Genomic DNA, 26,450 nt, shown 5'->3' with positions numbered 1-26,450 from the left:
CCGCGATGATCGCGGAAGGCATCCGGCTCATTTTGCCGGTGCGTAGGCAACCGCTTCGATCTCGACCTTGATGTCGATCATCAGCCGCGATTCCACGGTGGTACGGGCCGGTGGTTCCTTGGCGAAGAAGGAGCCGTAGACCTTGTTCATGCCGCCGAAGTCGCGCGCATCCTCGATCCACACAGTGGTCTTGACGACGTCGTCCATGGTGGCTCCTGCCAGCGCCAGCGCCGCCTTGACGTTTTCCAGCACCTGCCTGGTCTGCGGCTCGATGCCGCCGTCGACCACCGTGCCGTCCGCGCGCACCGGCACCTGGCCGGAAACGAAGACAAAATCGCCGGCGCGCACCGCCGGCGACAGCGGCACATGCGACGTTCCGAAAACCTGTTTGCGTGACATTCTCAAAAATTCTCCTGTTATTTGACGGCACCCAGGGCAAGGCCCCGGACGAGATAGCGCTGCAGCCAGGCAAACAGCACCGCCACCGGCAGGGTGGCCAGAAGCGCTGCCGCCATGACGTGGTGCCATTCGACGGTGTAGCGACCGGCAACCAGCGCGAACACCTGGATGGGCAGCGTGTAATTCTCCTGGCTGCGCAGAATGGTCAATGCGATGATGAACTCGTTCCACGCGTTGATGAAGGTGAAGATCGCGGTCACCGCGATCGCCGGCAGGCAAAGCGGCAGGAACACCTTGCGCAAGGTGAGCCAGCGACTCGCGCCTTCCATCCAGGCGGCCTCCTCGAGATCACGCGGGATGGTGTCGAAATAGCTTTGCAGCATCCACACGTTGAAAGCGACGTTGAAGGCCATGTAGACGACGCCGACGGCGGTCGTGCTTTCGATCAACCCCCATGCAGCGATCAGGCGAAACAGCCCTAGCACCAGCACGATCGACGAGATCATCTGCGAGACGAGCAGGAACTGCCGTATTGCACCGTGACCGGCGAAACGGAAGCGCGACATGGCATAGGCGGCGGGAACAGCGATGACGATGGCGCCGACGGTTGCCAGCACCGATACATAGAGCGAATTGAGCAAGGCCCGGCCGAAGCCCGTCGCCACCCACATCTCGGCAAAGTTCGACCAGCGGAATTCGCTCGGCCACCAGTTCGGGGTCAGCACCTCGGCACGCGGCTTGACCGCGGTGAGCAACATCACCGCGAAGGGGAACAACGTCACGACGATCAATGGCGACAGCAGCAGCCAGGCAATGACGGAGCGGGCGAGCTTGCTTCTCCTCATGCTTCGCGCTCCCGCATGGCCAAGCGAACATAGATCATGGTGAAGACGAGCAGGATCGCGAACATCACCAGCGAAACGGCCGAGGCCTCACCCAGTTTGCCGACGCGGAAAGCCAGCTTGTAGAGATAGGTCACCAGAATGTCGGTGGAATTGGCCGGGCCGCCCTGCGTCATCACCCAGATGATCGGGAACGAGTTGAAGACGTAGATCATGTTCAGAACAATGGCGATGTTGATGAACGGCTTCAGCAGCGGCAGCGTGATGGTGCGGAACTGCTGCCAGGCCGAAGCGCCTTCAAGCGCGGCCGCCTCATAGAGATCGTCGGGGATCGAGGACAGGCCGCCGAGGAAGATGGTGACGGTGAACGGCACGGTGACCAGGATGCCGATCAATATCTGCATCGGAAAGGCCGTGCCGGCGCTGGCCAGCCACTGGATGTTCTGGTCGATGATGCCGAGGCCCATGAGGGCCGAATTCAGCATGCCGCTTTCGCCGTTGAGCGCCCAGCGCCAGACCACGGCGGTCATGGTGAGCGAGACCGCCCAGGGCAGCATGATGATGACCCGGGCAAGGCCGCGGCCATAAAAATCCGAATTCAGGATCATCGCGACGGGAACCGACAGGATCAGCGCGCCGGCAACGACCGAAAGCGTCCACAGGCCGGTGCGCCACAGCGCCGAAATGAAGTCGGGATCGTCGGCAAGAGCCGCGAAATTGGCGAAACCGATGAAGTCGCGCAGCTGGCCGAAGCGGCTGACGTCGTGGGTCGAGATCTGGACCAGGTCGTAGACCGGCCAAAAGATCACCACCGCCGCCAGCAGCAGGCTGGGCAAGGTGAGCAGATAGGGCAGTGCGCGATTAGGCATGCGGAATCACGAACCAAGGACCTCAAAGTTTTAATGTCTGCGCCGCCCCTCATCGCCCCGCCGGGTACCTCTCCCCGTGAACGGGGAGAAGTGGGCTGACCGGCGGCACAGACAATCGAGTTCTAAAAGATAGGCTTACTTCTTCAGGACGCCGTTGGCCTTGGCGGCGGCTTCCTTCAGGACAGCTTCCGCCTCGCCCTGTCCAAGATAGATCTTCTGGACGGCGTCAGAGGTGATCTGGGCGATCTCTTCCCAACCCGAAATGACCGGTGCGAAACGGGCCTCGGGCAACAGGGCGGTGAAGGCGGCAAGACCGGCATTGTCGACGTAATACGGCATCTTCGCCTCTTCCTTGTTCACCGGCAGGAAGCCTTCGTTCTGGGTGAACTTGGCGCGCTGCTCGGTCGTGAACAGATAGTCGAGCAGCTTCCAGGCCTCCTCCTTGTTCTTTGAGTTCTTGAACATGATGATGGAGTCGGTGACGCCGTAGGTGCCGCGCGCGCCAGTCGGTCCGGCCGGGATCGCCGCCACGCCATATTTCAGGTTCGGCACCTCGTCCTTGATCTGGTTCATCAGGAACGGTGCGGTGATCATCATGCCGACCTTGCCCTGCTTGAACAGGTTCTGCACGTCTTCGCGGTTCATCGAGGTGACGCCCGGCTGGGTCAGACCCTCGTCGATCATCGACTTGTAGAGCTTGGCCGCATCGAGCGCGCCCGGCGTGGAGAGGCCCGAAGTGCCGTCCTTGCTGAGGATCTCGGTGCCGAACGACCACATGCCGTAATAATAATAGACGTCGGTCTCGATCTCCTTGCCCTGGATGCCGTAGCCGAACGCTCCCGCGGCCTTGATCTTGCGGGCGTCCTCCTGCAACTCGGTCCAGGTGCCGGGCGGGTTGGCGATGCCGGCCTTCTCGAACAGTTCCTTGTTGTAATACATGGCACGTGCCGAAGCGGCGATCGGCAAGCCGTAGGTCTTGCCTTCCATGATCGACGGCGACAGGAAAGTTTCGATGAAACGACCCTTGAAATCAGGCGTCATGTAGCTGTCGAGCGGCTCGGCGACGCCCTGCTGTACGAAATCGATCAGCCAGCGCGTGCCGATGATCGAAAGGTCGGCATTGGTGCCGGCGGTGATGTCGGTGGTCAGCTTCTGCAGCAGCACGTCCCACGGCACCACCTCGATCTTCAGGGTCGTGCCGGGATTGGCGGCCTCGAAGCCCTTCTTGACCTCTTCGAAATAGGGGCCGGTCTTCGAGCTGTACTCCGCGACGGTCACGCGCACCTCGCCTGCATCGGCCTGCGCGGTCACCGCCAACATGCTCAAGCCGGCCAGAAGGCCGGCAGTCCATTGTGCCAGTCTCATAAAATCTCTCCCATTGTCATTGCGGGCCATCGTCCTCGCGGACCAATGCCCCGGGCGGTAACATGCGGCTTTTCCCTTCATGTTACTTTCCTACATTATCGCTGAAAATCTGCCTTTCAAGCAGATTTTTCTGTTGCTTAATTACATTTTTGATTACATTTTCGCACCGGCTGGCTGGAGGAGAACTGCGGGCGATGTCCAATACGGAATTCCAGGGCAAGACCGTGGTGATCACCGGGGCCGGCGGCGGGCTGGGCTCGGCACTGGTGGCGCTGTTTGCCGAACGCGGCGCCCGCGTGGTCGGCTGCGACCAGTCGGCCGAGGCGCTGAACGGCGAAGCAATTGCCTCGCGCCATGTCTTCGACCTGACCCGACGCGAGGAGATGGAGGCCGCCGCAAGCGCGGTCGTCGCGCGGGACGGCGTGCCCGACATCCTGATCAACAATGCCGGCTGGACGCGTGCGGAGACGCTGACGGCGCTCAATGCGGCAACCATCGAACGCGAGCTCGACCTCAATCTCACCGGCGTCATGACCTTCGCCGACCCGCTGACCAAGGCGATGGCCAGGCGCGGCAGCGGCAGTGTCGTCTTCATCTCTTCGGTCAACGCCATCGCGCATTTCGGCAATCCGGCCTATGCCGCCGCCAAGGCCGGAATCAACGCCTATGCAAAGGCGCTCGCGGTCGAACTCGGCCGCAGCGGGGTGCGCGCCAATGTCGTCTGCCCCGGCTCGATCCGCACCGCCGCCTGGGATCACAGGCTGGAAAAGAACCCGGAAGTTCTCGGCAAGCTGAAGCGGCTTTATCCGCTCGGCCGCATCGTCGAGGCGCGCGAGGTGGCCGAGGCCGTCGCCTTCCTGGCATCGGCGCGTGCTTCAGGCATCACCGGCGTGGTGATGCCGGTGGACGCCGGCTTGACGGCAGGTTTCCTGCCCTTCATCGACGACATACTGGGAGGCTAGCCATGACCGATGTCTCGTTCCGAGGCCTGTCGAAATCATACGGACAGCACAAGATCCTCGAGGACATCAATCTGGAGATCGCCAGCGGCGAGTTCGTCGTGCTGGTCGGTCCGTCCGGCTGCGGCAAGTCCACGCTGCTGCGCATGCTGGCCGGTCTGGAGACGATCTCCTCCGGCGACCTTCTGGTTGGCGGCGAACGCTCCAACGACCTGCCGCCGCAGAAGCGCAACATCGCCATGGTGTTCCAGTCCTACGCGCTGTTCCCGCACCTCAAGGCTTCGCAGAACATCGGCTTCGGCCCCAGGATCCGCGGCGAGAGCGCGCCGGTGATCGAAGAGAAGGTCAAGAAGGCTTCCGGAATCCTCAACCTGTTCTCCTATCTCGACCGCTATCCGCGCCAGCTTTCCGGCGGCCAGCGCCAGCGCGTCGCCATGGGTCGCGCCATCGTGCGCGAACCTTCGGTGTTCCTGTTTGACGAGCCGCTTTCCAATCTCGACGCCCAGTTGCGCGTGCAGATGCGCACCGAGATCAAGGCGCTGCACCAGCGGCTCAAATCCACCATCGTCTATGTCACGCATGACCAGATCGAAGCGATGACCATGGCTGACCGCATCGTGGTGATGGACAAGGGCCGTATCCAGCAGGTTGGAAAACCCCTCGATCTCTATGACAAGCCGGCAAACAAGTTCGTCGCGTCTTTCATCGGCTCGCCGTCGATGAGCTTCGTTTCCGGCACGGTCAAATCGGAAAGCGACGGCATCTGGTTCGAACCTTCAGGGGGCGGCAAGCTGAAACTCGGCAAGGATCACGCGGCGTCCGGATCGATCGAAGCCGGCATCCGGCCTGAACATTTCGTCGTCAACGGCGATGGTCCGGTCAGCCTGCGCGTCGACGTGGTTGAGCCGACCGGCTCGGAGACCCATGTCTATGGTGCCATCGGCAACGACGCCATCCGTGCCGTGTTCCGCGACCGCATCGCGGTGAAGCCCGGCGACCGGCTGCCGGTCAGCGTCGCGCCCGGCAACATCCATCTGTTCGACACGGCGACAGGCCTGCCCCTGTGAAGACACCGACGGACATCATCACCCGCCTGCAGATGATGGCGCAGGACGGCACCAAGTCGGACCGTCGCCTAGCTGGCATGGTGCTGTCCGAACCCGATTTCGTCTCCAAGGCGGCGATTTCCGAAATCGCCACACGCGCCGGCATCAGCGAGCCGACCGTCACGCGTTTCTGCCGCAATCTCGGCTATGACGGCCTGCGCGATTTCAAATTCTACCTCGCCCAGGCAATCGCCATCGGCGGCCAGTATCTTTCCGCGGAACCGCCCGGCAGCGACGTGCGCGACCAGCGGATCGCCGCCGCCATCACCGAAGCGGCGATCGCCGCGATCCAGCGTGCCAGCGCCATGCTGCCGATGCCGAAGCTGATCGAGATCGCCGAACGCATCGCCGTTTCCGGCAACATCCTGTGTGTCGGCTCCGGCGGCATCTCCTCGATGATGGCGACCGAAATGCAGAACCGTCTGTTCCGGCTCGGGCTTTCCGCGCTGGCGCAGGTCGATGGCCAATTGCAGCGCATGTATGCCTCGGTGGCGACTCCAGAGACCACGGTGCTTGCATTCTCCGTTTCTGGCTACGCGCGCTCCACGGTCGAGGCCGTCCAGGTGGCACGGCAATATGGCGCCACCACCGTTGCCGTCACCCCGCCGGACTCAGCGCTCGCCAAGGCGGCGGAGACCCTGATCCCGTTCCAGTCGCTCGAAGACGGCAACATCTACAAGCCAACCTCGTCGCGCTACGCCCTGCTTGCCATCCTCGACATCATCGCCACCGCAACCGCCGAAGCTCGGGGGCCGAAAGCGCTGGAAAACCTTCGCCGGATCAAGCAAAGCGTATACACGCTGAAAGTGGCCGACCCGCGCCTGCCGCTCGGCGACTGATCCGCGGCATGATTTCATCCGAAAAATTGCAGACTTCGCGGATCAGATCATGCGACAGCACAACGAGTTTCCATCAGGTGATCCCATGACCTCGCGCCCCAAGACCATTGCCGAAATCGACACCCCTGCCGTGCTGATCGACCTCGACCGCGCCGAACGCAACATCGCCAATGCGCAGAAGGCGGCCGATGCCGCAGGCGTCAAGCTGCGGCCACACATCAAGACGCACAAGCTGCCCTTTTTCGCCAGGAAGCAGGTCGAGGCCGGTGCCGTCGGCATCACCTGCCAGAAGATCGGCGAGGCAGAAGTGATGGCCGATGCCGGGCTGACCGACATCTTCCTGCCCTACAACATCATCGGCAAGGCGAAGCTGGATCGGCTGCTGGCGCTGCACAGGCGCATCACGCTGTCCGTCACCGCCGACAGCGCGACCACCATCGCCGGCCTCGCCGAGACCTTCACGGATCCGGCGCGGCCGCTCAAGGTGCTGGTCGAATGCGACACCGGTGCGGCCCGCTGCGGCGTCCAGACGGCCGAGCAGGCGCTGGCGCTGGCCAGGCAGATCGATGCGGCGCCGGGCCTCGGCTTCGGCGGCCTGATGACCTATCCGGCCACCGGCGCACCGGAAGGCGCCGAAGCCTGGCTGGCCGCCGCGCGCGACCTGCTCGCCAGGGAAAGGCTGGCCTGCGAGACCGTGACCAGCGGTGGCACGCCCGACATGTGGCGCAAGCAAGATGCGGCGATCATCACCGAATACCGGCCAGGCACCTATATCTACATGGACCGCTACCAGGTGAAGCAGGGTGCTGGCACGGCCGACGATTGCGCGCTGACCGTGCTTGCCACCGTGGTCTCGGCACCGACGCCGACCCGCGCCATCCTCGACAGCGGCTCCAAGGCGCTCACCAGCGACCTGCTCGGCTTGCCGGACCATGGCGAACTGGTCGGCATTCCAGGCGCCCGCGTGACGGCGCTGAGCGAGGAACATGGCAAGGTCGAACTGAGCGGCGGCGCGACTCTGGCGGTCGGCGACCGTGTGCGGGTGCTGCCGGACCATGCCTGCGTCGTCACAAACCTTTTCGACGAAATCTACCTTGTTTCCGGTGATCGCGTCGTCGACGTGCTGCCGGTCGCCGCGCGCGGCAAACTTTCCTGAACCCTTCTCCAGACGAACGGAGCCTTCATGTCTGAAACCAAGAACCCATTTGCCGGCGACGCGGACCGTGCCTTCATCTGGGAAATGCTGATGCCGCGCGATTTCGAGGCCTTTGCCTCGCAGGACTGGTCGATGGTGGCCGGCGACTTCGACGAAACGCGCTTCCTCGGCATCCATGCCCACAATTCGCCCAACCAGGACGACTGGAACGCCGCCTTCCCGACCCTGCAAGCCTATCGCGACGAATGGCTGCGCCAGGCCGCCGAATCCGCTTCGGTCGCCTATGCCGAGCCGTTGCCGTCGGCGCTGCTCAAGGCGGTGACGCTCAACCGCATCGACATCAACGGCCATGTCGCTGTGGCACACAAGAAGTTCGACGGCACCGTGCCGCTGGCCGATGGCGGCGTCGACCATCTGAACTGGCAGACGCTCTATTTCTGCCGCAATGACGGCGACCGCTGGCGCATCACCGGCTTCGTCGGCTACATGAAATACCGCTGACGCGATCCAGGCGATCGCCGCAGGAGCGGCCCGTTTTTCACCCTGGAATGGCGCCTAGAGCGTTTCCGTTTTTCACGGAAACGCGGAAACGCTCTAAGCTTTTGTTTTCACAGCATTTTTGTAACGCCAAGTGATTCCACTTGGCTACAAAATGCTCTAAAATCGAGACTCGCGCGGGCAGTTTATTAACTGGCGCTGCAATAAGCTCTTTTCGGCCGCATATCGGCCACCGCCCGTATCCTGCGGGTGTGTATCGGAGCCGAGAAATGTCCGTGCATCGCCATCCCCTATTGGAAGGCCGCCTTACTGATGCCGCCAGCATCAAGATCAAGGTTCCGGCATGTCTCTGAAAGGCTCTGCCAAGCGGTTCCTGAAACACGGCGCGATCCGTGCCGGCCTGGAAGGCGTGGCGCTGACGCGGGCCGGAGCGCTGTGGCCGGCGGCTGCGGGGCGCGGCGTGATCTTCACGCTGCACCATGTACGCCCGGCGCGCCGCGGCGGCTTCGACCCGATCGCGACGCTCTCGGTGACGCCGGAGTTCCTCGATCAGGCGATCCGCGTCTGCATCGAGGCGGGCCTGACGCCGGCGGCGCTGGACGACCTGCCGCGCCTGCTTGCCGATCCGAGTGACAAGCGCCGCTTCGCGGTGTTCACGCTGGATGATGGCATGCGCGACAATGCCGAGCATGCCGCACCGGTGTTCCGCCGCCACAGCGTGCCCTACACCATCTTCATCGCCAAGGGTTTCGTCGAGCGTACCCGCTCGATGTGGTGGGAGACGGCCAAGATCCTGACGCGCTCCAAGGACCGGTTCGAGTTCGATTTCGGCAAGGGAACCGAGACTGTCGTCACGCAGAGCCTTGCCCAGAAGCAGGATGCCTATGAGCGGATCGTTCATTTCGTGCATTCCCACAACGAAGACGCCGCCGTTGCTGAAATCGACCGGGTGGCGCGATCACGCATGATCGACCCGCTCGCCATCGTCGACCAGCTGACGATGCCGGCCGATGAATTGCGGGCGTTGTCGACCGACCCCCTGGCGCGCTTCGGCGCGCACACGCAAACCCATATCGCCATGGCGAGGGTCGATGAAGCGCGACTTGCTGCGGAAATCACCGGATCCATGGATGCCGTCGAAACCTATGTCGGTTACAGGCCAACGACCTTCGCCTATCCCTACGGAACCAGGATTGCGATATCGCAACGCGAATTCGATGCCGTTGCGAAGGCCGGCATCAAGCTGGCCGTCACCACGCGGCCCGGCACACTGATGGCCGACAGTCTGGACAAGCCAACCGAGCTGCCGCGCGTCTCGCTCAACGGCCACTACCAGCAGCGGCGCTATGTGAAGGCGCTGCTGACCGGCATTCCCTTCAAACTGTTCTGAGGATCAGAACGCCTCGCTTGCCGGTCGTGCGGTTCAACAATCATTCAAATTGACCATCGGCAGTCGATGTCGGCAGCGGTCCCTCATAGCGGGCGCGCGGACGGATCGGCTTGCCCGACAGGACCTGTTCGATGGCGTGCGCGGTCCAGCCGATGCTGCGGCCCAGCGCGAACAGCCGGATGGGCGCATCGGCCGGCAGGCGATAGGAGCGGGTCAGCGCCACCAGCGCGAAATCGATCGTCGGCTGCGCGCCGGTTGCTTCGATGGCCGCCTGGCGCAATTCGACGATCTCGCCATCCAGCTCCATATCCGCCAGCAGGGCCGCCCCACGCGGATCGCCATCCGGATAGAGCGGATGGCCAAAGCCGGGCAGCGGCCGATCATGATCGATCCAGCGTGCCATGGCCGCGCGCACGCCGATCCTGGCCGCATCGTCGACCAGCATGGCAACGGCATCGGCGGCGGTGCCGTGGCGCGGGCCATAAAGTGTCGACAGCCCCGCCAGCAGGCAGGCAACAAGTGGTGCGCCGGTGGAAGCCGCGACACGGGCGGCAAAGGCCGAAGCATTGAGTTCGTGGTCGGCCACCAGCACCATGACACGGCGCAGCACCTCCGCCGCCTGATCGACCCGCCAGCCTTTCGCGAGCCTCAAATGCACGGGCTCCGTGCCAGGGGCGGCACCCAGCGCGCCGGCGAGGGCCGCGATGGCCGGCATCGCGTCGGCCTGCAAAACGGCGGCATTGCGCCCCAGCGAAGGCTGCCCCCTGGGCGCCAGGCCGGCAAGAACGGAAAAGGCCTGGATGATACCAGTCTCCGTCGGCGCTCCGGACGTTGCAAAACGCGGAGTGGCTGTGCTGGCCCATAGGAGCCGTGCCGCCTCCTCCAGGCTGGCCTCGCGCGAGAAGGTGACCGCGTCCTCGCCACGGTAGATCAGCCGGCCGTGGATGACGGTCGACAGCCCGGTGGCGAAGACCGGCTCACCCCAGGCAACCGCACTTTCGGCGATCGCGGCGACACGACGCCCGCGCGCCCGGCGAGAGGTGAGCGCTTCGATATCCTGCGAGCGGTAGAGACTGCGGCGCGGGTCGGCGGGGTCGGGCTGCATGCCGATCTGGTTGCGGCTGACATAGGCGTAGAGCGTCTGCGCACGCACACCCAGCCTGTCCAGCGCTTCGTCCCGTGTCAGCCAGGCGCTCATATCAACTCACATATTGATTATATTGATCAAGATTGATGACAATCAACAACAGCATTATCTCGGATCGAAAATTGGTCAAGGAGAAGATGATGACAAGCGGACTGGATGATGTGATCGCCGCCGAAACCGTGCTGTCGGAAGTGGATGGGCTCGGTGGGCACCTGACGATCCGGGGCCATGCTTTGCGTGACCTTGCCGGACGACGCGACTTCGCCGGCGTGATGCACCTGCTTTTCGATGGCTTCTTCAGCGAACTGCCGGGTGAGAGGGAACTGGCGGCAAGGCTTGGGCGTGCCCGCGTCGAGGTGTTCGAGCGCGTCGAAGCGCTGCTGCCGACGCTGGCCGGGCTCTCCGTCTATGACGGCATGCGCGCCGGCACGGCGCTGATGCCTGATGGCGACACGCTGGACGACGCGCTGCGCCTGATCGCGGCGCCGGCCGTGCTGACGCCGGCGCTGCTGCGCCTGCGCAAGGGCCTGGAAGCCATCGCGCCAAACGCCGAAGCCGGCCATGCCGCCGACATGCTGACCATGCTCGCCGGCACTGGCGTCAACCGCGACCTGAGCGCGGCGCTCGACACCTATCTTGTCACCGTCTGCGATCACGGGCTGAACGCCTCGACCTTCGCGGCACGCGTGGTGGCCTCGACCCAGGCCGGCCTGACCTCGGCGGCGCTGGCCGGGCTCGGCGCCCTGAAAGGCCCGCTGCATGGCGGCGCGCCGGGGCCGGTAATCGCCATGCTCGATGCCATCGCCGCGACAGGCGATGCAACCGGCTGGCTCGAAAAGGAACTCGCCGAGGGCCAGCGCATCATGGGCTTCGGCCATCGCATCTACCGCGTGCGCGACCCGCGCGCCGACGTGCTGAAGACGGTGGTGCGGCGCATTGGCCCCGATGGCGCGGCCGGCCGTCGCCTGGCCTTCGCCGAGACCGTGGAGCAGGCAGCGCTCGATGTTCTGAAGCGGGCCAAGCCGGACCGCGTGCTGCAGACCAATGTCGAGTTCTACACCGCGCTGCTTCTGGAAGCGGCGGGTTTCCCGGAAGAGGCCTTCACCTGCGTCTTCGCCGCCGGGCGCATGGCCGGCTGGATCGCGCACGCCCGCGAGCAGCAGGCGACCGGACGGTTGATCCGGCCGCAGTCGCGCTACATCGGACCGGTGCCGGATCTGGTTGCCTAGAGCAATTCCAGGAAAAGTGCGTAGCGGTTTTCCGTGAGGAAACACTCTCGGGGGCCGGACAACGGAAGAGTGCCGATCGCCCGGTTGGCACTCCTCCGACGTTGCCATCTCCACGACACGGAAAAGCCTCTTGACTTAGAGCGCACTCTAACTCGTAGCTTCCCCTGCGTCGTGACGAAAGAAGGCGTTGATGAAGATTGGCGAGCTGGCGAAGCGTTCGGGACTGTCTGCCTACACCATCCGTTATTATGAGCGGATCGGGCTGCTTCCGTATGCCGACAGGGATCCATCGGGCCAACGTGACTACGACGCATCGATCCTGACCTGGATAGAGTTTCTCGACCGTCTCAAAACGACCGGGATGCCTGTTCGGGAAATGCTGCGCTACGCGGCCTTGCGGGAGCGCGGCGTCAACACGGAAGCCGAACGCGGGGTGTTGCTCGAGCAGCACCGTGAGCGCGTCCGCGCGCATGTGGCCAAACTGCAAGCCTGCCTTCTCGTCCTCGACACCAAGATCGCCGGATATGCCGGCGTGAAACAGAGGATGAAGGACTATGACGCATCAATCCCCGAACGCCAGCGAAAGCCGGCTCGAACGCGGCAAGCGCGCGCTCGCTGAAATCGACGGCGAAGCCGGCCACAAAGTCATCGCCGCACTGGCCGACATTGCCCCCGACTTCGCGAACTACGTGTTCGAGTTTTCGTTCGGCGACATTTACAGCCGCCCCGGCCTCGACCTGCGCTCGCGCGAGATCGCGACCATCGCGGCGCTGACGGCGATGGGAACCGCAACCCCGCAACTGAAAGTCCATATCGAGGCGGGGCTGAATGTCGGGCTGACCAGGGACGAAATCATCGAAACCATCATCCAGATGACGGTTTATGCCGGCTTTCCGGCGGCGCTCAATGGGCTGTTTGCAGCCAAGGAAGTCTTCACCGCACGGTCTCCCGTTCAGAAAGAGGAAGCGGCATGACGCGCTTCCGCGCGCCCTGACCAGCGACCGGTGACAGCATCGCGCGGTAATCCCCCGTGAAGGGATCACCGCATCCCGTCATGCTCAGACACCTTCGACGAGCACGATCTCGCCATCCGCCACCTTCTGGCGGATGGCCGCGGCGCGCTGGTACTCCGGCGAGTGGTAGCAGTCATGTGCCACCTGCAGGCTTTCGAACTCGATGATGACGTTGCGGCCGCGCCCCTGCCCTTCGGCCTTCTCATGCGCGCCGCCACGAGCCAGGAACCTGGCGCCAAAACGATCGAAGGCGAGTTTGGCGGCATCGACATAGGCCTTGTAGCCTTCCGCATCGCGCACATCGACACGAGCGATCCAGTATCCCTTCGGCATATGCAAACTCCCTGCTGAGTGTTCAGGCCGCGGCCATCTCGTCCAGGATAGCCTGGGCGGCGGCGCGCCTGTCAACCGCGCTAACGATCGGCCGCGCCACGACGAGGTGACTGGAGCCATTGCGGATGGCGTCAGCGGGGGTGACGACACGCTTCTGGTCGCCACGGTCAGCACCGGCCGGCCGGATGCCGGGCGTCACCACGGCCATGTCCGGACCGACGACCTTGCGCACGGCCGATGCTTCTTCGGCCGAGCAGACGATACCGCCCATGCCCGCGGACAGGGCCTGTTCGGCACGCCGCAGCACCAGCGTGTGCGGGTCGTATTCGTAGCCGGCATCGATGACGTCCTGCTCGTCCATCGAGGTGAGCACGGTGACGGCAAGCAGGCAGAGATCACTGCCTTTTGCCGCTTCCACCGCCGCACGCATGGTCTTTGGATAAGCATGCAAGGTGAGCATGGTCATGCCCATCCTGACGATGTTCTCGACACCCTTGGCAACGGTGTTGTCGATGTCGAGCAGCTTCATGTCGAGGAAGATCTTCTTACCGTCGGCGGCAAGGTCACGCGCGAATTCCAGGCCGCCGGCGAAGGCGAGCTGATAGCCGATCTTGTAGAAGGAGACGGTGTCGCCAAGCTCCTTCACCGCCTTCTCGGCCTCAGTCACGGTTGGAATGTCGAGGCCGACGATCAGCCTGTCGCGCATGTCATTCATATCGCTCATCCCTTCGTTCTCTAGCCGCATGATCTGTGTCCGAAAACCGGTAACCACTTTTTGCTCCGCTGACCTTCGGTTCGGGATCATGCTTTGGTGCGTGCACGCTCGACAAGCGCCTGCGCCACCAGGTCCATGGCGTGGCGAAGCCGTTCGTCGACAAAATTGCCGTCGGTGTCGAAAGCGCTGCCGCCGTTCGGCACCGAACATTCCGGCGTGACGATGTCCATGTGGCAGCGTAGCAGGATGGCGCGCAGATGGTTGATGGCACGCACGCCGGCGAAATGTCCTTTCGACGACGAACACAGCGCCACCGCCTTGCCAGCCATCGGCTTCAACTGCCGGCCGCCGTCATGGCGCACCATGCTCACCCAGTCGATGGCGTTCTTGAGCAGCGGCGAGACCGAGCCGTTGTATTCCGGCGTGACCAGCAGCAGCCCGTCATGGGCACCGAGCTGACGCGCCAGCTTCATGACGTTTTCCGGGATGCCGGTTTCCTTCTCGATGTCCTCGTCGAAGATCGGCATCGGATAGTCGGCCAGCGAGATGCGCGTCACGTCAGCGCCGTGCATGGCCAGCGCCTTCTGCGCGACATCGGCGGTCCTGCCACTGAAGGCACCGCTGCGGATCGAACCCGCGAAGACGAGGATCTTGGGAATCACGGCATGGCGCTCCTTTGCCGTCCGGCAGCTATAGGCGATGCCGCCGCCGAATCAAGCGCAAAGCTGTGGACATGCCGGCTTCCAGGCAAGCCAGGGGCAGGTCCCGGGTCATGCAGCTACATCGTCAACGGCCAGCTGGCGGCTGGGCGTGTCTATCTGTCGAGAGGATCGACTGAACGCGCTAGTTCGCCGGCCTGCGGTAAATCCACAGCCGCGTCGGCGGGATGTTGCGCAGCACGAAATGGAAATGTTCCACCGTGTAGTTGCCGCGCCCGGGTGGGATCGGTGACATCGGGCCATAGGTCAGCTGCACCACCGGCCGGCCGGCCGGAATGCGGTCGAGCAGGCTTTCGAGGTAGCTGATGCGCTGGGCGACCGGGAAATTGAGCAGCGGCACGCCGGTGACCACGGAATCGAAGGTCAGGCCACTGTGTTCGCCGAGCGTGTCGTTGAGGTTGAAGGCATCGCCCTCGATGACGTTGACGCCCGGATAGAGGCGACGCAGGTGCTGTACGAAATCGTGCGAATATTCGACGGCGTAGAGGTTTTCCGGCTTCACACCGCGCTCCAGAATGGCGCGGGTGATGACGCCAGTGCCGGGACCGACCTCCAGGACCGGCAGGCCGGAGCCGGTATCGATGATCGAGGCCATCTTGCGGGCGGTGATCGAACTGGTCGGCACGATCGAGCCGACAGCCTTCGGCTTGTCGATCCATCCCTTGAAGAATTTCAGCTCGTCGTCGAATTTCTCGGCGAGCGACTTCCTCAGTCCAGGGCCACGTCCCATCAAGCTCTCCTGACCGGCTCCCCCCGGAACCAACTATCGCATGCTACTTAGCAGTTACGCAGGGGTAGGCAAGGCAAACGTCCACCAATGTCGTGGACAAGACATTTTTTGTCGTCGCCGGGAGCGAAGCGTCTCACGCCTCAGCGCTCTCCGAACGACTCGAAAAAGTCCTTCATGCGCGAGAAGAAACCGCTCGACTGCGGGCTGTTGTCCTTCGACGACAACTGTTCGAACTCCTCCAGGATCTCGCGCTGGCGTCGCGTCAGATTCTGCGGCGTCTCGACCGCGGTCTGGATATAGAGATCGCCGATCTGTGGCTGGCGCAGCACCGGCATGCCCTTGCCCTTCATGCGGAACTGGCGACCGTTCTGGGTGCCTTCCGGCACCTTCACCCGCGTCTGGCTGCCATCCAGCGTCGTCACCTCGAACGAGCCGCCAAGGGCAGCCGTCGTCATCGAGATCGGCACCTTGCAATAGAGATCGGCGCCGTCGCGCTGGAAGAACTCATGCGGCTTGATGGCCAGGAAGATGTAGAGATCGCCGGACGGGCCGCCGCGCAGTCCGGCCTCGCCTTCACCGGCAAGCCGGATGCGGGTGCCGTCCTCGATACCGGCCGGGATGTTGACGGAGAGCGAACGCTCCTCGGTGACGCGACCCTGGCCGGCGCATTTCGGGCATGGATCCTTGATGGTCTGGCCACGCCCCCCGCACTGCGGGCAGGTGCGTTCGATCGAGAAGAAGCCCTGGCTGGCGCGCACCTTGCCGTGACCGTGACACATCGAGCAGGTCACCGGCTGCGTGCCAGGCTTGGCGCCGGAACCCGAGCATTCGTCGCAGGACAGCGATGCCGGCACATGGATCTGCGCGGTCTTGCCGGCATAGGCCTCCTCGAGGCTGATCTCCATGTTGTAGCGCAGGTCGGCGCCACGCTCGCGGCCACCTGAACTGCGGCGGCGTCCGCCGCCCATCATCTCGCCGAAAATGTCTTCGAAGATGTCGGCGAAACCACCAGCCGCGAAGCCGGCGCCGCCGCCATTCATGCCGCCATTCTCGAAGGCGGCGTGGCCGAAACGGTCATAGGCCGCGCGCTTCTGCGGGTCCTTCAGCGTCTCGTAGGCTTCGTTGATTTCCTTGAACTTGTGCTCGCAGGAGGCATCGCCGGGATTGCGATCGGGATGGAACTGCATCGCCAGCTTGCGGAAGGCGCTTTTGAGCTCCTTCTCGTCGGCGCCCTTTTGCACGCCAAGCGTTTCGTAGAAATCAGCTTTCATCGAGAGCCTGTTCCAATCCCGCCGACCGATGGCTCAAACAAAGGCCAACGTCTGAAGCGCATTGTTTCGACCAGTCGTCCAAAGACTGGTCTCCGATTTAGTAACGATGCGGCGCTAATGCCAGTACCGGCAAGGAAACGCTGCATTTTTCTGGTGTACGGTTGCAAAAAAGCCCGGCTCGGCGCCGGGCTTTTCTGGATTTTTGACCCTCAGGCCACTCAAGCCGACTTCTTCTTGTCGTCCTTGTCGTCGATTTCCTCGAAATCGGCGTCGACCACATCGGAATCCTTGGCGGCGTCCGCCTTGGCGTCGGCCTCCGCGGCTTCCTTCTGCGAGGCCTCGTACATGGCCTGGCCGAGCTTCATCGAAGCTTCGGTCAGCGCCTGGCTCTTGGCCTCGATCTCGGCAGCGTCGTCACCTTCGTTGGCGGTCTTCAGCGCGGCGATCGCATCGGCAATCGCGGTACGATCGGCTTCGGAGACCTTGTCGCCGTAATCCTTCAGCGACTTCTCGGCCGAATGCACCAGAGCCTCGGCCTGGTTGCGGGCCTCGACCAGCGCGCGACGCTGCTTGTCGGCCTCGGCATTGGCCTCGGCGTCCTTCACCATCTTCTCGATGTCGGCGTCGGACAGACCACCGGACGCCTGGATGCGGATCTGGTGCTCCTTGCCGGTGCCCTTATCCTTGGCCGAGACGTTGACGATGCCGTTGGCGTCGATGTCGAAGGTGACCTCGATCTGCGGCACGCCGCGCGGAGCCGGCGGAATACCAACCAGGTCGAACTGGCCGAGTATCTTGTTGTCGGCCGCCATTTCGCGCTCGCCCTGGAAGACACGGATGGTCACCGCGCTCTGCGAGTCCTCGGCGGTCGAGAACACCTGGCTTTTCTTGGTCGGGATCGTGGTGTTGCGCTCGATCAGGCGGGTGAACACGCCACCCAGCGTCTCGATGCCCAGCGAAAGCGGGGTCACGTCGAGCAGCAGCACGTCCTTGACGTCGCCCTGCAGCACGCCGGCCTGGATGGCGGCGCCGAGTGCAACGACTTCGTCAGGGTTCACACCCTTGTGCGGCTCCTTGCCGAAGAACTGCTTCACGACTTCCTGGACCTTCGGCATGCGGGTCATGCCGCCGACCAGAACGACTTCGTCGATCTCGCCAGCCTTGAGGCCGGCATCCTTGAGCGCTGCCTTGCACGGCTCGACGGTGCGCTGAATCAGGTCGTCGACCAGCGATTCGAACTTGGCGCGGGTGAGCTTCAGCGTCAGGTGCTTCGGACCGGAAGCATCCGCGGTGATGAAGGGCAGGTTGATTTCGGTCTGCGCCGAGGACGACAGCTCGATCTTGGCCTTTTCGGCAGCTTCCTTGAGGCGCTGCAGGGCGAGCTTGTCGTTCTTCAGGTCGATGCCCTGTTCCTTCTTGAACTCGGCCGCCAGGTATTCCACCAGGCGCATGTCGAAGTCTTCGCCGCCGAGGAAGGTGTCGCCATTGGTCGACTTCACTTCGAACACGCCGTCGCCGATCTCGAGAACCGAGATATCGAAGGTGCCGCCGCCAAGGTCATAGACGGCAATGGTCTTGCCTTCCTTCTTGTCGAGGCCGTAGGCGAGCGCGGCAGCGGTCGGCTCGTTGATGATGCGCAGCACTTCGAGGCCGGCGATCTTGCCGGCATCCTTGGTGGCCTGGCGCTGGGCGTCGTTGAAATAGGCCGGAACGGTGATGACCGCCTTCTCGACTTTCTCGCCGAGATAGGCTTCCGCCGTTTCCTTCATCTTCTGCAGGATCATGGCCGAGATCTGGGAGGGCGACTGCTTCTTGCCGCCGGCTTCCACCCAGGCGTCGCCATTGTCGCCGTTGACGATGTTGTAGGGGACAAGCTTCTTGTCCTTCTCCGTCACCGGATCGTCATAGCGGCGGCCGATGAGGCGCTTGACCGCGAAGACCGTGTTTTCAGGATTGGTGACCGCCTGGCGCTTGGCCGGCTGGCCGACGAGGCGCTCGCCGTCGCCGCTGAAGGCGACGATCGAAGGCGTGGTGCGTGCGCCTTCCGCATTTTCAATGACCTTCGCGTCCTTGCCGTCCATGACGGCGACGCAGGAATTGGTCGTCCCGAGATCGATACCGATTACTTTTGCCATCTAGTCTCTCCACTAAGCAGGCTTTCAAGGACCCTGTCAGGCGTTCCGGCGAAAGCCCCTGTTCACAGAAATTCCGCGCCAGCCCACTGTTCAAGGCGGTCCGCACGGTTGCGGCGTATATAAGAACAGGCCGCCCTGCACGCAAGCATTCTGCGCCGCTGCTTTTCCACTGCCAATCTTCCTTTTGGCCGTCGAGGCATTCTGAAGGTCGCCGGACGCTCGCCGGCAGCCTAATGCCTTGAATCCACGCAACATGCCTGCCGCAAATCGAATCTGGTTCGGCGTCAGGCGGTGCGCCAATCACTTATGGCAACGACCTGTCAGACACCGCCAGAACCCGGGATCAGCACCAAAGTCCCATGTCTGTCACGGCTTTTTGCACAAAATGGTGCGAAAACAGCGGCAAAGGCACATTCCTGGGGCCAGAATCAGCCAAGGCGAATGGACGCCGTGTGCCGGCTCGGCTAGGGTCCGCCCGTCTCAGCGCATCGTCTCAAGTCTTCCTCGGAATGCCCACCCTGCCAGCCTCGCACCTCTACGCCTTCGCCCGCAAATGTCTCATCGCCCTTGCCGCAGTGGCCTTCCTGGCCGGCTGTACGGCCGCGACCCCGCCCGAGCAGGTGCTTTCCGTGCCGGCGCCGGCGCAGAAATATGCGGCCATCGTCGTCGACGCCAAGACCGGCGCGACCGTGTTCGAGGTCAACTCGACCACGCCGCGTTATCCGGCCTCGCTCACCAAGATGATGACGCTCTATCTGCTGTTCGAGGCGCTGCAGAGCGGCCGCATCACCAAGGAAACCCAGATTCCGGTCTCTGCAAACGCCGCCTCGCAGCCGCCGACCAAGCTGCGCTTCCGGCCCGGCGAGACGATCGATGTCGATTCCGCCATCCGCGCGCTGGTGGTGAAGTCGGCCAACGACGTCGCAGTGGCGGTCGGTGAATATCTCGGCGGTTCGGAAGAAGGTTTCGCTGCCGCAATGACGGCCAAGGCGCGCCAGATCGGCATGCGCTCGACCACCTTCCGCAACGCGTCGGGCCTGCCCGACGACAGCCAGCAGACGACGGCGCGCGACATGGCCGTGCTTGGGCTGGCACTCAGGGCGCACTTCCCGCAGCACTATCACTACTTCTCGGAAGCCGACTTCATGTTCCGCGGCAAGCTGGTGCGCGGCCACAACGACATGCTGGGCCGCGTCTACGGCGTCGACGGCATCAAAACCGGCTACATCCGTGCGTCCGGCTTCAACATCGTCACCTCCTACGACGCTGACGGAAAGCGTTTCGTGGTGGTGGTGATGGGCGCAGACACAGCCCGCCAGCGCAATGCCCATGCCGAAGCGCTGCTGCAGCGGGCGCTGAACCCCAACGGGTCAACTACGCGCCTGCTCTACACGGCGGCGCAATAGCCGCCGCCGGGGCATGACTTACGCCAACGTATGCCTTTCTCGGCCACGTGACGGCTCGGATGCTTACCCCTGGACAACGGAGTCCGATACATTGAGCATGCATATAAGATCCTGAGCGACGTCACGGATCCCCAAAACACCTGGCGGAAACTTGCGGCGATGACCATCAAACCGCTGTTGCTGATGGCCCTCCTGCTTCCCACATGCGCCTATTCGGCTCAGTCTGCGCCAACCACACAAGCGGTGCAGAAGCACGACCTCACGAAAAACTGCCACTACGCGTTCCAGACCGAAAAGAGCTTCGTCTCGCTCCCCGAGAGCCTGCCGTGCACGTTGAACCTGGCTGCCAGCGACACCTTCTTCGCCAGCTACATCACCTCGATCCCCGATGCATTGAAGGGCGACGGCGTGTTCGGCAACTTCCGGCTGGATGGCGGAAAGCCCACCCTGACCGTACGCAGCTATACGGACGAAGCCCGCGGCATTCAGCAACGGCTCATCACCACCAAACTGGTGAACTTGCCTTCACCCTCGAACCGCGATTACGCCACCGTGTCGACGATCGTCGTCGCATACAGCAAACAACGGTCCGGCTCGGAGACGCTCGAGGCTGTCGAGGAAACCTACGACTGCTGGAACAGCATTTCCTATTCGACGCGAACGGCAGTCATCGCCTCGCTGTGCGACCGACGATCTGCCGTGTCCGCCACCGACGCCAGTTGGCAGGCGAAACTGATCCGCAGCATCAAGGCCGAGTAGAGCCGGTGAGGCAGCCTTTCGACTAACGGCTTTCGGCAGCGCAAGCCATCGCCGGGGGTCTGCTGCGGCGAGTTTCCTCATCTCACCCAGAGCGTCGCCGTTCTCACGGAGAGGCGGAGACGCTCCACATCTTTGTTTTCGTGCAATTTCGAATGGAACGCCGCTGCACAGTTTCGTGGGCTTACTCCACAGCTAGGCGAAGAACCGCCGCAGCTCGCTGGCGACCAGCCCTGGCTTGCCAACATTGTCGGCCGCGATGTGGCCGACGCCCTTGAGCAAGACCCGTTGCGCCTGCGGCAGCTGGTGCTGCAACGCATCGAGCGCCATCGGCAAATAGGGGTTGGACTTGTCGCCACCGATGAGCAGGACCGGCATGCGGATGGCACCAAAACTCCGCACCTGCCCAGCCGTGGCGGCGATCAATTGCGCATCGTAGCGGAAGGTGGGCACCAGTTCGCGGATGGCCGCCGCTTCCTCGTCCTGGCCGCGCAACGCCATGCCCATTATCGCAGCCAGCAGCAGCCGGGGCAGTCCGGTGAACCAGTCGCGCCGGTCGCTTGTCCCTTTCATAATCGTGCTCAGGGCGGCCGCCAGATTGCCTGCGGCAAGCTCGCGCTCGTAACGCGGCACAAAGTCCAGCGGCGATGGGGTGCCAACGGGCAGCGGCGGCTCGTACAGCGCGATTCTACCCAGCATTTGCGGCCGGCGCAGCGCCGTCCACAGCGTGGCAATGGCGCCGGAGCTCAGGGCGAAGACGTCACGCGCGCCTGTCTGCGCCAGCACCGTCGACAGATCGTCCACCTCGGTGTCGACGCCGTAGTCCGGTGGCGGCGGCCCACTGAGGCCACGCCCACGTCGATCAGGCAGATGCAGCGTGAAGCGATCGGCCAGCAACTCCGCCAACTGGGTGAAGTTACGGCTGCTCTGCATGCCTCCTGCCAGCAGCACGAGACTGGGGCCAGTGCCGACCTGCCGGTAGCCGATGATCGTGCCATCCCGCGAGACAGCGTGATCGACGGTCCATTCGATCATGGCGTTTCTCCAAACCCGCCGCCGATCCCGTTGAGAGGTAGGTGATGGACGCAGGACTTGCGAGACCTACAGGACACCGCATCGACAGTCACCAGTCAAAGATCTTTCCATCATCACCACGGAGCCAAGCCAGTCTGGCTGAGGCTGTGACACCACAATCGATCCTCCGCTCTAGCGCGGCTTTCGCGTCGCGATACCGGCGGCGAAGATGCCGAGCAGCGTCAAAAGCGCAATGCCGAGGCTGACATAACGCGCCGCATCGACAACCGAACCCCCGCCGGCCGCCATCAAGGTGCCGGCGAGCGCCGAGGTGATCGAGAAGGCGATGAGCTGCGTGATGGTGATCGCGGCAGCCGCCTTGCCGCCCTCGGCAGGATCGGTGGTGCTGCTCATGGCGGCGACGCCGAGCAGCGGCCAGGCAAGGCCGATGCCGATGCCGGCCAGCGCAAGCATCGCCGCCCAGATCGCAGCCAGGGTCAGATCCGCGCCTTCCGCCTGCAGCAGGCCGTAGGCCATCAATCCCGCCGTCAGCAGCAAAGGGCCGAAACGGATGGCGCGGCGGCGCACCGTCTCGGATGAGACCGAGACGATGAAAAGCTGGGCGATGACCCAGGCCAGCGACAGTATCGCGCCGAGCAATCCGGCGACCACCGGGCTCAGTCCGGCGAGCTTCTGACCAAAGAACGGAATGAAGTTTTCGACCATCACGCCGGCGCTGAGCGCGGCGACGGTGAGGTAGACCCATTTCAGCGTGTTGCCACGCCGATAGGTCAGGCGAGGCAGCAGCGTGTTGTGCGAGCGTTGCTCGACCATGACGAAGAGAACGAGCAGGGCAAGCCCGAAGGCAACCGCCACAAGGGTCGGCCAGCCGATCGGCACGACGGCGCTGAGGCTGACGGCGACAATGGCCAACGTCAGCGGGATGAGCGAGCCCACCGGCACGGGTGCATGCTGGCCGGAACCGATCTTGCCTGCGAAAGAGCGTTGCGCGACGATTGCGAACAGCAGCGCAAACACCGCCAAGGCGCCATAAGACCAGCGCCAGAGCCCGAACTCCGCGAAGACACCGCCGAGCACCGGGCCGAACAAGGTGCCGACGCCCCACATGGCCGAGACGACGCCGGTTGCCCTGGCCCAGTGCCGGTCCGGCAGCGCCGCGCGGATCACCGCATAACCGAGCCCGGCCAGCAGGCCCCCACCCAACCCCTGCATGACGCGGGCAACGATCAGCAGCTCCATTGTCGGGCTGGCGGCATTGGCGGCGCCACCAATCGCGAAGGTGACGAAGGCCAGCACATAGGCCAATGCCGGCCCTTGCCTGTCGAGGATGCGACTGACGAAAAGCGCGGCAAAGATGGCCGCGATCACAAAGGCTGTCGTCACCCAGGCATAATAGTGCTGTCCACCGATATCGGCGACGATCGAAGGCATCAGCGCGGCGGTGAAATAGATGTTCATCGCGTAAAGCAGCACGCCGCTCGCCATCACCAGCACGATGGCAAGGTGCTTGCCGGAAAGCAGATCGGACCAGCCATCCGCTCCATTCGCAGACATGGTCGCTTTTTCGTGCATGATCTTTGTCTGAAAAGTCTGCAACTTTTCAGAGTCATGCACCAAGGGTTCGGCCGAACCGGCCGACGCAACGGGGTCGTTCATGGATGTCTCCTGGGGAATCTTGGGCGGCTCAAAGCCGTTTGGAGGGACGTGTTCTCTTCATTGCACCTCGTGCAAGGACCCGGCAGCGCCGCGCAGGGAACTGGACGCGGCCGCCACTTCATAATAGATTGAGCGATCACTCTATTTATCACTGCCGCGACGTCAAGATATAATAGAGCGATCATTCTAAGATTCTTCGGGGAGCCGATGGCACGCAAGCTCGTTCACGAACAGCATGAAGGCAAACGACAGGAGATCCTGGCGGCGGCGCACCGCTCGTTCCTGCGCCATGGGCTGCAGGGCGCATCGATCTCGATGATCTGCAAGGAAGCGGGGATCGGCCCAGGGCACCTCTATCACTACTTCCCGAGCAAGGAGGCCATCGTCGAGGATATGGCCAATGACTACCTGACCGCACTGCATGGCCATTTCAGCGGCCACGGCGAAGGCGCCAGCACGGCAACCGTGCTGTTGTCGGAGCTGTGGAGCATGAAGGACTGGGATGCCCTTTCCGAATGCCGCATTCTGTTCGAGTTGTTGGCCGAGGCAGGCCGCAACGAGAAGATCCATGCCATCCTGAAGGACAACACAGACGGCGTGCGCGCGTTACTGGCCAGGACGCTGAAAGCGGGACAGGCGCGTGGCGAGGTCGACCCCGGCCTCGATCCGGGACACACCAGCGCCATGCTGGTGGCGATCCTCGACGCCGCGCCCATGCTGCCGCTGATGGCCTCGGACATCGACTTCGAGGAAAGCCGCAAGCTCATTACCACGATGGTGGCGAGGTTCCTGCAGCCGCCGAAATGAGTGGCACGCAGACCAGGAGGCGCCCGGCGTGTCGTCCCGGTTCGCACCGCGACGACACTTGACCTTTCAGGTCTCGATCAGGCTCGCTCGGCCGCAATCGCCCAGTTGTGCAGACAACGATCCAGGCCGATCGCTATTTCCAGAACGAGCACGTCGTGCTCACGAGTGGCACCACCTTTTGATCTCGACACGAACTTGTGCGGAAAGTCAGTCCGGCGCGAAATCGAGCAGACCTCCATCCATTTGAAGCCGTTGTCGACCTCGACGTCCATGGTGATCTGCGAGTAGCTGGGAAGCCGGTCGGACGCGACAATGCGGGTTGGAAGATTGATCACGGAAGCAATCATCTTGCGGACGGGCTCAAGGCAGGCGGTATGATAGTCCATGCCGGTATCCGCGGTGAAGGCCGCCTGAAACTCCATCTGCCAGAATTCCTTGAGCCGCATGTGAGCGGTGGTCTGCTCCTGCTCGCGGCGATAGGAGCGGCCGGCCTGCCAGATGCAGAGCGGCAATCTGGTGCCGGTGTGCGTTTCGAGAAGATGGGTCATGTAGGCATAGGTGGAAGGGGTGGTCTCGGGGCGAAGGACCAGTTCCGTCTCGGTCGCCGTCAACCTCTCCTGTACCCAGACGTCGTCGTTCTCGTAAGCATTGGAAATCAGATGCCGGGGAACGAGCGTGGGAGCCTCCACGCGCCGCACATCCCACGCGGGATTGATGGATCGCAGGAAGGTACGGACTTCTTGTGAAAAATGACAAATGAATTCCTCGCGCCGGAGGATGTCACCTTCCTCCCAATGCACGAGCGAATTGACGTTGAGAATGCTGAGCATGGCCCAATCTCCATGATGGCCATTGAAGGATGCGGTGGATGCTTTACGTCCAATCGGCGGCGCGAAAACGCGCTGCGTCACGACTGGACGAAAAGACCTCGCCCTCCAAACACGCATGCGACGACGGTCCGCTGGTTGCGGCCTCCCTTCGTCGACATTGCATGTGCCCTGCTCATGGTCGGTACGGGTGCCTGAATATCGGCACCCGGTCAACCCCGGGACGTATCCCTCCTACCGCCGATGGGCGTTGCCGCCCTTGCCTTCCTCGTTGGGGGCGAGGCCGTAACTCATGCGGCGCATCTGTTCGATGACACGCTCCATCTCGTCCTCGGGCAGGATCGGCGGCTCGCCCAACATCAGCGCCTGGACATACATATGCGACAGCGTCTCCACTTCGATCGCCAGCCACAGCGCCGCTTCGAGCGTGGTGCCCAGCGAGATCTGCCCGTGCTGGCCGAGCAGGCAGGCCAGCCGGCCTTCCAGCGCAACCAGGGCATGGTCGGACAGCGCCTGCGTGCCGAAGGTGGCGTATTTCGCACAGCGTATGGTCGAACCGCCGGCAACGCCGGTCATGTAGTGGAAGGCCGGGATCGTCTTGTGATGGCAGGCCAGCGTGGTGGCATGCACCGAATGGCAGTGCAGCACGACATTGACGTCACTGCGATTGGTGAGGATGTCGCGATGGAAACGCCATTCCGATGACGGCATGCGGCCAATATAGGCGCCCTCGAAATCCATCGACACGATATCGTCGGCTTCCATGGTCTCATAGGGCATGCCCGATGGAGTGATCAGGAAGCCCTCACCCGAACGTACCGAGAGATTGCCCGCGGTGCCCTGGTTGATGCCGCAGGAATTCATGCGCCGGCAGATCGAAACCATCTCCTCGCGCAGGGCGCTGTCGCTGCTGGTTGCTCTACTCATCGTCTACTCCATATGAAAAACCTGCTGCAGCGGCACCACCTGCGGTTCGTTGCGGTCGGTGACCTGCATGATGTCGGCCATGAAGTCCCACCAGCGGCGGTTGACCTCGGTTTGCGGCAGCGCGTCCATGGCGTGGTCGTCGGCCCGGACCAGCGTCGCGAACAGATGATTGGTCTCCGGGTCCAGCCAGATCGAATAGTCGGAGACGCCGGCCCCCTGCAGCGCCTGTCGCAGTTCCGGCCAGATCGCGTCGTGCCGCCGGCGGTACTCTGCGGCCTGGCCGGGATTGAGCACCATTCGAAAGGCGATGCGTTCGGGCAT

Annotated in this window: 28 protein-coding genes; 12 read left to right on the top strand and 16 right to left on the bottom strand. The window is 63.3% G+C overall.

The genetic code is table 11. The features are described from left to right. Positions 1-27 precede the first annotated feature (27 nt). The 4 genes from AC3WTO_RS21085 to AC3WTO_RS21070 all read right to left on the bottom strand — a co-directional run bounded on the left by AC3WTO_RS21085 (position 28) and on the right by AC3WTO_RS21070 (position 3,475). Positions 28-399: a RidA family protein gene (locus AC3WTO_RS21085; protein ID WP_492462866.1), complete on the bottom strand. Its 372-nt coding sequence runs from the start codon at positions 397-399 to the stop codon at positions 28-30. A gap of 17 nt (positions 400-416) precedes the next feature. Next, positions 417-1,244 carry a carbohydrate ABC transporter permease gene (locus tag AC3WTO_RS21080; RefSeq protein WP_492462865.1) on the bottom strand — a complete coding sequence of 276 codons (828 nt, stop codon included), beginning with the start codon at positions 1,242-1,244 and terminating at the stop codon, positions 417-419. Continuing rightward, positions 1,241-2,110 (bottom strand): carbohydrate ABC transporter permease, encoded by an 870-nt coding sequence (locus AC3WTO_RS21075; RefSeq protein ID WP_492462864.1) that lies wholly within the window; start codon positions 2,108-2,110, stop codon positions 1,241-1,243. Before AC3WTO_RS21075 ends, AC3WTO_RS21080 begins: the two co-directional genes overlap by 4 nt. A gap of 135 nt (positions 2,111-2,245) precedes the next feature. Then, complete coding sequence (locus tag AC3WTO_RS21070) at positions 2,246-3,475, bottom strand: ABC transporter substrate-binding protein (protein WP_492462863.1); 1,230 nt, start codon at positions 3,473-3,475, stop codon at positions 2,246-2,248. A 194-nt stretch (positions 3,476-3,669) separates the two neighbouring features. On the opposite strand from AC3WTO_RS21070, the gene AC3WTO_RS21065 reads away from it, so the two are divergent. From AC3WTO_RS21065 to AC3WTO_RS21040, 6 genes are all read left to right on the top strand, one after another. Next, positions 3,670-4,437: an SDR family oxidoreductase gene (locus AC3WTO_RS21065; RefSeq protein ID WP_492462862.1), complete on the top strand. Its 768-nt coding sequence runs from the start codon at positions 3,670-3,672 to the stop codon at positions 4,435-4,437. Positions 4,438-4,439: 2 nt separating this feature from the next. Continuing rightward, the gene (locus tag AC3WTO_RS21060; RefSeq protein WP_492462861.1) at positions 4,440-5,501 is read left to right on the top strand and encodes an ABC transporter ATP-binding protein; all 1,062 of its coding nucleotides are present in this window, start codon (positions 4,440-4,442) and stop codon (positions 5,499-5,501) included. Continuing rightward, a complete protein-coding gene (locus AC3WTO_RS21055) occupies positions 5,498-6,379 on the top strand; it encodes a MurR/RpiR family transcriptional regulator (protein ID WP_492462860.1) in 882 nt (293 codons plus the stop codon). Before AC3WTO_RS21060 ends, AC3WTO_RS21055 begins: the two co-directional genes overlap by 4 nt. Before the next feature lie 85 nt (positions 6,380-6,464). Next, positions 6,465-7,535, top strand: coding sequence for a D-TA family PLP-dependent enzyme (locus AC3WTO_RS21050; protein WP_492462859.1), 1,071 nt, complete (start codon positions 6,465-6,467; stop codon positions 7,533-7,535). 27 nt (positions 7,536-7,562) lie between these two features. Continuing rightward, positions 7,563-8,036: a hypothetical protein gene (locus AC3WTO_RS21045; RefSeq protein ID WP_492462858.1), complete on the top strand. Its 474-nt coding sequence runs from the start codon at positions 7,563-7,565 to the stop codon at positions 8,034-8,036. 340 nt (positions 8,037-8,376) lie between these two features. Then, complete coding sequence (locus tag AC3WTO_RS21040) at positions 8,377-9,423, top strand: polysaccharide deacetylase family protein (protein WP_492462857.1); 1,047 nt, start codon at positions 8,377-8,379, stop codon at positions 9,421-9,423. 40 nt (positions 9,424-9,463) lie between these two features. On the opposite strand, the gene AC3WTO_RS21035 is transcribed toward AC3WTO_RS21040, so the two are convergent. After that, positions 9,464-10,621 carry a citrate synthase gene (locus tag AC3WTO_RS21035; protein WP_492462856.1) on the bottom strand — a complete coding sequence of 386 codons (1,158 nt, stop codon included), beginning with the start codon at positions 10,619-10,621 and terminating at the stop codon, positions 9,464-9,466. A gap of 89 nt (positions 10,622-10,710) precedes the next feature. Here AC3WTO_RS21035 and AC3WTO_RS21030 point away from each other — a divergent pair, with 89 nt between their 5' ends. The 3 genes from AC3WTO_RS21030 (at position 10,711) to AC3WTO_RS21020 (ending at position 12,773) form a co-directional block, all read left to right on the top strand. Continuing rightward, positions 10,711-11,799 (top strand): citrate synthase/methylcitrate synthase, encoded by a 1,089-nt coding sequence (locus AC3WTO_RS21030; protein WP_492462855.1) that lies wholly within the window; start codon positions 10,711-10,713, stop codon positions 11,797-11,799. Between the two features lie 190 nt (positions 11,800-11,989). Then, entirely contained in the window at positions 11,990-12,418 is a 429-nt protein-coding gene (locus AC3WTO_RS21025; RefSeq protein WP_492462854.1) for a MerR family transcriptional regulator, read from the top strand. Next, entirely contained in the window at positions 12,354-12,773 is a 420-nt protein-coding gene (locus tag AC3WTO_RS21020) for a carboxymuconolactone decarboxylase family protein (RefSeq protein WP_492462853.1), read from the top strand. The genes AC3WTO_RS21025 and AC3WTO_RS21020 overlap by 65 nt, the downstream gene beginning before the upstream one ends. 84 nt (positions 12,774-12,857) lie before the next feature. Here the strand turns inward: AC3WTO_RS21020 and AC3WTO_RS21015 are convergent, their stop codons facing one another. From AC3WTO_RS21015 to dnaK, 6 genes are all read right to left on the bottom strand, one after another. Further along, positions 12,858-13,145: a DUF1330 domain-containing protein gene (locus AC3WTO_RS21015; protein ID WP_492462852.1), complete on the bottom strand. Its 288-nt coding sequence runs from the start codon at positions 13,143-13,145 to the stop codon at positions 12,858-12,860. Positions 13,146-13,167: 22 nt separating this feature from the next. Beyond that, on the bottom strand, positions 13,168-13,869 hold the full coding sequence (gene pyrF, locus AC3WTO_RS21010; RefSeq protein ID WP_492462851.1) for an orotidine-5'-phosphate decarboxylase: 702 nt from the start codon (positions 13,867-13,869) through the stop codon (positions 13,168-13,170). Between the two features lie 77 nt (positions 13,870-13,946). Beyond that, positions 13,947-14,522 carry an NADPH-dependent FMN reductase gene (locus AC3WTO_RS21005; RefSeq protein WP_492462850.1) on the bottom strand — a complete coding sequence of 192 codons (576 nt, stop codon included), beginning with the start codon at positions 14,520-14,522 and terminating at the stop codon, positions 13,947-13,949. A gap of 181 nt (positions 14,523-14,703) precedes the next feature. Continuing rightward, positions 14,704-15,309, bottom strand: coding sequence for a phospholipid N-methyltransferase PmtA (pmtA, locus tag AC3WTO_RS21000; RefSeq protein WP_492462849.1), 606 nt, complete (start codon positions 15,307-15,309; stop codon positions 14,704-14,706). A 140-nt stretch (positions 15,310-15,449) separates the two neighbouring features. Next, the gene (gene dnaJ, locus AC3WTO_RS20995; RefSeq protein ID WP_492462848.1) at positions 15,450-16,580 is read right to left on the bottom strand and encodes a molecular chaperone DnaJ; all 1,131 of its coding nucleotides are present in this window, start codon (positions 16,578-16,580) and stop codon (positions 15,450-15,452) included. 218 nt (positions 16,581-16,798) lie between these two features. Then, positions 16,799-18,715, bottom strand: a complete 1,917-nt coding sequence (gene dnaK, locus AC3WTO_RS20990) for a molecular chaperone DnaK (protein ID WP_492462847.1) — start codon at positions 18,713-18,715, stop codon at positions 16,799-16,801. A 509-nt stretch (positions 18,716-19,224) separates the two neighbouring features. Between dnaK and AC3WTO_RS20985 the strand changes: the two genes are divergently transcribed. Continuing rightward, the gene (locus AC3WTO_RS20985; RefSeq protein WP_492462846.1) at positions 19,225-20,121 is read left to right on the top strand and encodes a D-alanyl-D-alanine carboxypeptidase family protein; all 897 of its coding nucleotides are present in this window, start codon (positions 19,225-19,227) and stop codon (positions 20,119-20,121) included. Between the two features lie 159 nt (positions 20,122-20,280). After that, positions 20,281-20,880, top strand: coding sequence for a hypothetical protein (locus AC3WTO_RS20980; protein WP_492462845.1), 600 nt, complete (start codon positions 20,281-20,283; stop codon positions 20,878-20,880). 192 nt (positions 20,881-21,072) lie between these two features. On the opposite strand, the gene AC3WTO_RS20975 is transcribed toward AC3WTO_RS20980, so the two are convergent. Further along, positions 21,073-21,912 carry an alpha/beta fold hydrolase gene (locus AC3WTO_RS20975; RefSeq protein ID WP_492462844.1) on the bottom strand — a complete coding sequence of 280 codons (840 nt, stop codon included), beginning with the start codon at positions 21,910-21,912 and terminating at the stop codon, positions 21,073-21,075. Between the two features lie 171 nt (positions 21,913-22,083). Then, entirely contained in the window at positions 22,084-23,568 is a 1,485-nt protein-coding gene (locus AC3WTO_RS20970; RefSeq protein WP_492462843.1) for an MFS transporter, read from the bottom strand. Positions 23,569-23,775: 207 nt separating this feature from the next. On the opposite strand from AC3WTO_RS20970, the gene AC3WTO_RS20965 reads away from it, so the two are divergent. After that, on the top strand, positions 23,776-24,375 hold the full coding sequence (locus tag AC3WTO_RS20965; RefSeq protein ID WP_492462842.1) for a TetR/AcrR family transcriptional regulator: 600 nt from the start codon (positions 23,776-23,778) through the stop codon (positions 24,373-24,375). 77 nt (positions 24,376-24,452) lie between these two features. Here AC3WTO_RS20965 and AC3WTO_RS20960 read toward each other — a convergent pair whose 3' ends face one another. The 3 genes from AC3WTO_RS20960 to rhaM form a co-directional block, all read right to left on the bottom strand. After that, positions 24,453-25,205 carry an aminoacyl--tRNA ligase-related protein gene (locus AC3WTO_RS20960; protein ID WP_492463011.1) on the bottom strand — a complete coding sequence of 251 codons (753 nt, stop codon included), beginning with the start codon at positions 25,203-25,205 and terminating at the stop codon, positions 24,453-24,455. 231 nt (positions 25,206-25,436) lie between these two features. Beyond that, a complete protein-coding gene (locus AC3WTO_RS20955; RefSeq protein WP_492462841.1) occupies positions 25,437-26,129 on the bottom strand; it encodes a class II aldolase/adducin family protein in 693 nt (230 codons plus the stop codon). 3 nt (positions 26,130-26,132) lie between these two features. After that, entirely contained in the window at positions 26,133-26,450 is a 318-nt protein-coding gene (gene rhaM / locus AC3WTO_RS20950) for an L-rhamnose mutarotase (protein WP_492462840.1), read from the bottom strand.

Source organism: Mesorhizobium sp. EU05-FHT14A09, from assembly GCF_058790995.1.
This window is presented reverse-complemented; position numbering and strand designations above follow the sequence as displayed.

Bases quoted from the DNA above. Each gene is read 5' to 3' on its own strand.
- AC3WTO_RS21085 (WP_492462866.1), bottom strand. From the start codon at position 399: ATGTCACGCAAACAGGTTTTCGGAACGTCGCATGTGCCGCTGTCGCCG.
- AC3WTO_RS21080 (WP_492462865.1), bottom strand. From the start codon at position 1,244: ATGAGGAGAAGCAAGCTCGCCCGCTCCGTCATTGCCTGGCTGCTGCTG.
- AC3WTO_RS21075 (WP_492462864.1), bottom strand. From the start codon at position 2,110: ATGCCTAATCGCGCACTGCCCTATCTGCTCACCTTGCCCAGCCTGCTG.
- AC3WTO_RS21070 (WP_492462863.1), bottom strand. From the start codon at position 3,475: ATGAGACTGGCACAATGGACTGCCGGCCTTCTGGCCGGCTTGAGCATG.
- AC3WTO_RS21065 (WP_492462862.1), top strand. From the start codon at position 3,670: ATGTCCAATACGGAATTCCAGGGCAAGACCGTGGTGATCACCGGGGCC.
- AC3WTO_RS21060 (WP_492462861.1), top strand. From the start codon at position 4,440: ATGACCGATGTCTCGTTCCGAGGCCTGTCGAAATCATACGGACAGCAC.
- AC3WTO_RS21050 (WP_492462859.1), top strand. From the start codon at position 6,465: ATGACCTCGCGCCCCAAGACCATTGCCGAAATCGACACCCCTGCCGTG.
- AC3WTO_RS21045 (WP_492462858.1), top strand. From the start codon at position 7,563: ATGTCTGAAACCAAGAACCCATTTGCCGGCGACGCGGACCGTGCCTTC.
- AC3WTO_RS21040 (WP_492462857.1), top strand. From the start codon at position 8,377: ATGTCTCTGAAAGGCTCTGCCAAGCGGTTCCTGAAACACGGCGCGATC.
- AC3WTO_RS21035 (WP_492462856.1), bottom strand. From the start codon at position 10,621: ATGAGCGCCTGGCTGACACGGGACGAAGCGCTGGACAGGCTGGGTGTG.
- AC3WTO_RS21030 (WP_492462855.1), top strand. From the start codon at position 10,711: ATGACAAGCGGACTGGATGATGTGATCGCCGCCGAAACCGTGCTGTCG.
- AC3WTO_RS21025 (WP_492462854.1), top strand. From the start codon at position 11,990: ATGAAGATTGGCGAGCTGGCGAAGCGTTCGGGACTGTCTGCCTACACC.
- AC3WTO_RS21020 (WP_492462853.1), top strand. From the start codon at position 12,354: ATGACGCATCAATCCCCGAACGCCAGCGAAAGCCGGCTCGAACGCGGC.
- AC3WTO_RS21015 (WP_492462852.1), bottom strand. From the start codon at position 13,145: ATGCCGAAGGGATACTGGATCGCTCGTGTCGATGTGCGCGATGCGGAA.
- pyrF (WP_492462851.1), bottom strand. From the start codon at position 13,869: ATGAGCGATATGAATGACATGCGCGACAGGCTGATCGTCGGCCTCGAC.
- pmtA (WP_492462849.1), bottom strand. From the start codon at position 15,309: ATGGGACGTGGCCCTGGACTGAGGAAGTCGCTCGCCGAGAAATTCGAC.
- dnaJ (WP_492462848.1), bottom strand. From the start codon at position 16,580: ATGAAAGCTGATTTCTACGAAACGCTTGGCGTGCAAAAGGGCGCCGAC.
- dnaK (WP_492462847.1), bottom strand. From the start codon at position 18,715: ATGGCAAAAGTAATCGGTATCGATCTCGGGACGACCAATTCCTGCGTC.
- AC3WTO_RS20985 (WP_492462846.1), top strand. From the start codon at position 19,225: ATGCCCACCCTGCCAGCCTCGCACCTCTACGCCTTCGCCCGCAAATGT.
- AC3WTO_RS20980 (WP_492462845.1), top strand. From the start codon at position 20,281: ATGACCATCAAACCGCTGTTGCTGATGGCCCTCCTGCTTCCCACATGC.
- AC3WTO_RS20975 (WP_492462844.1), bottom strand. From the start codon at position 21,912: ATGATCGAATGGACCGTCGATCACGCTGTCTCGCGGGATGGCACGATC.
- AC3WTO_RS20970 (WP_492462843.1), bottom strand. From the start codon at position 23,568: ATGAACGACCCCGTTGCGTCGGCCGGTTCGGCCGAACCCTTGGTGCAT.
- AC3WTO_RS20965 (WP_492462842.1), top strand. From the start codon at position 23,776: ATGGCACGCAAGCTCGTTCACGAACAGCATGAAGGCAAACGACAGGAG.
- AC3WTO_RS20960 (WP_492463011.1), bottom strand. From the start codon at position 25,205: ATGCTCAGCATTCTCAACGTCAATTCGCTCGTGCATTGGGAGGAAGGT.
- AC3WTO_RS20955 (WP_492462841.1), bottom strand. From the start codon at position 26,129: ATGAGTAGAGCAACCAGCAGCGACAGCGCCCTGCGCGAGGAGATGGTT.
- rhaM (WP_492462840.1), bottom strand. From the start codon at position 26,450: ATGCCCGAACGCATCGCCTTTCGAATGGTGCTCAATCCCGGCCAGGCC.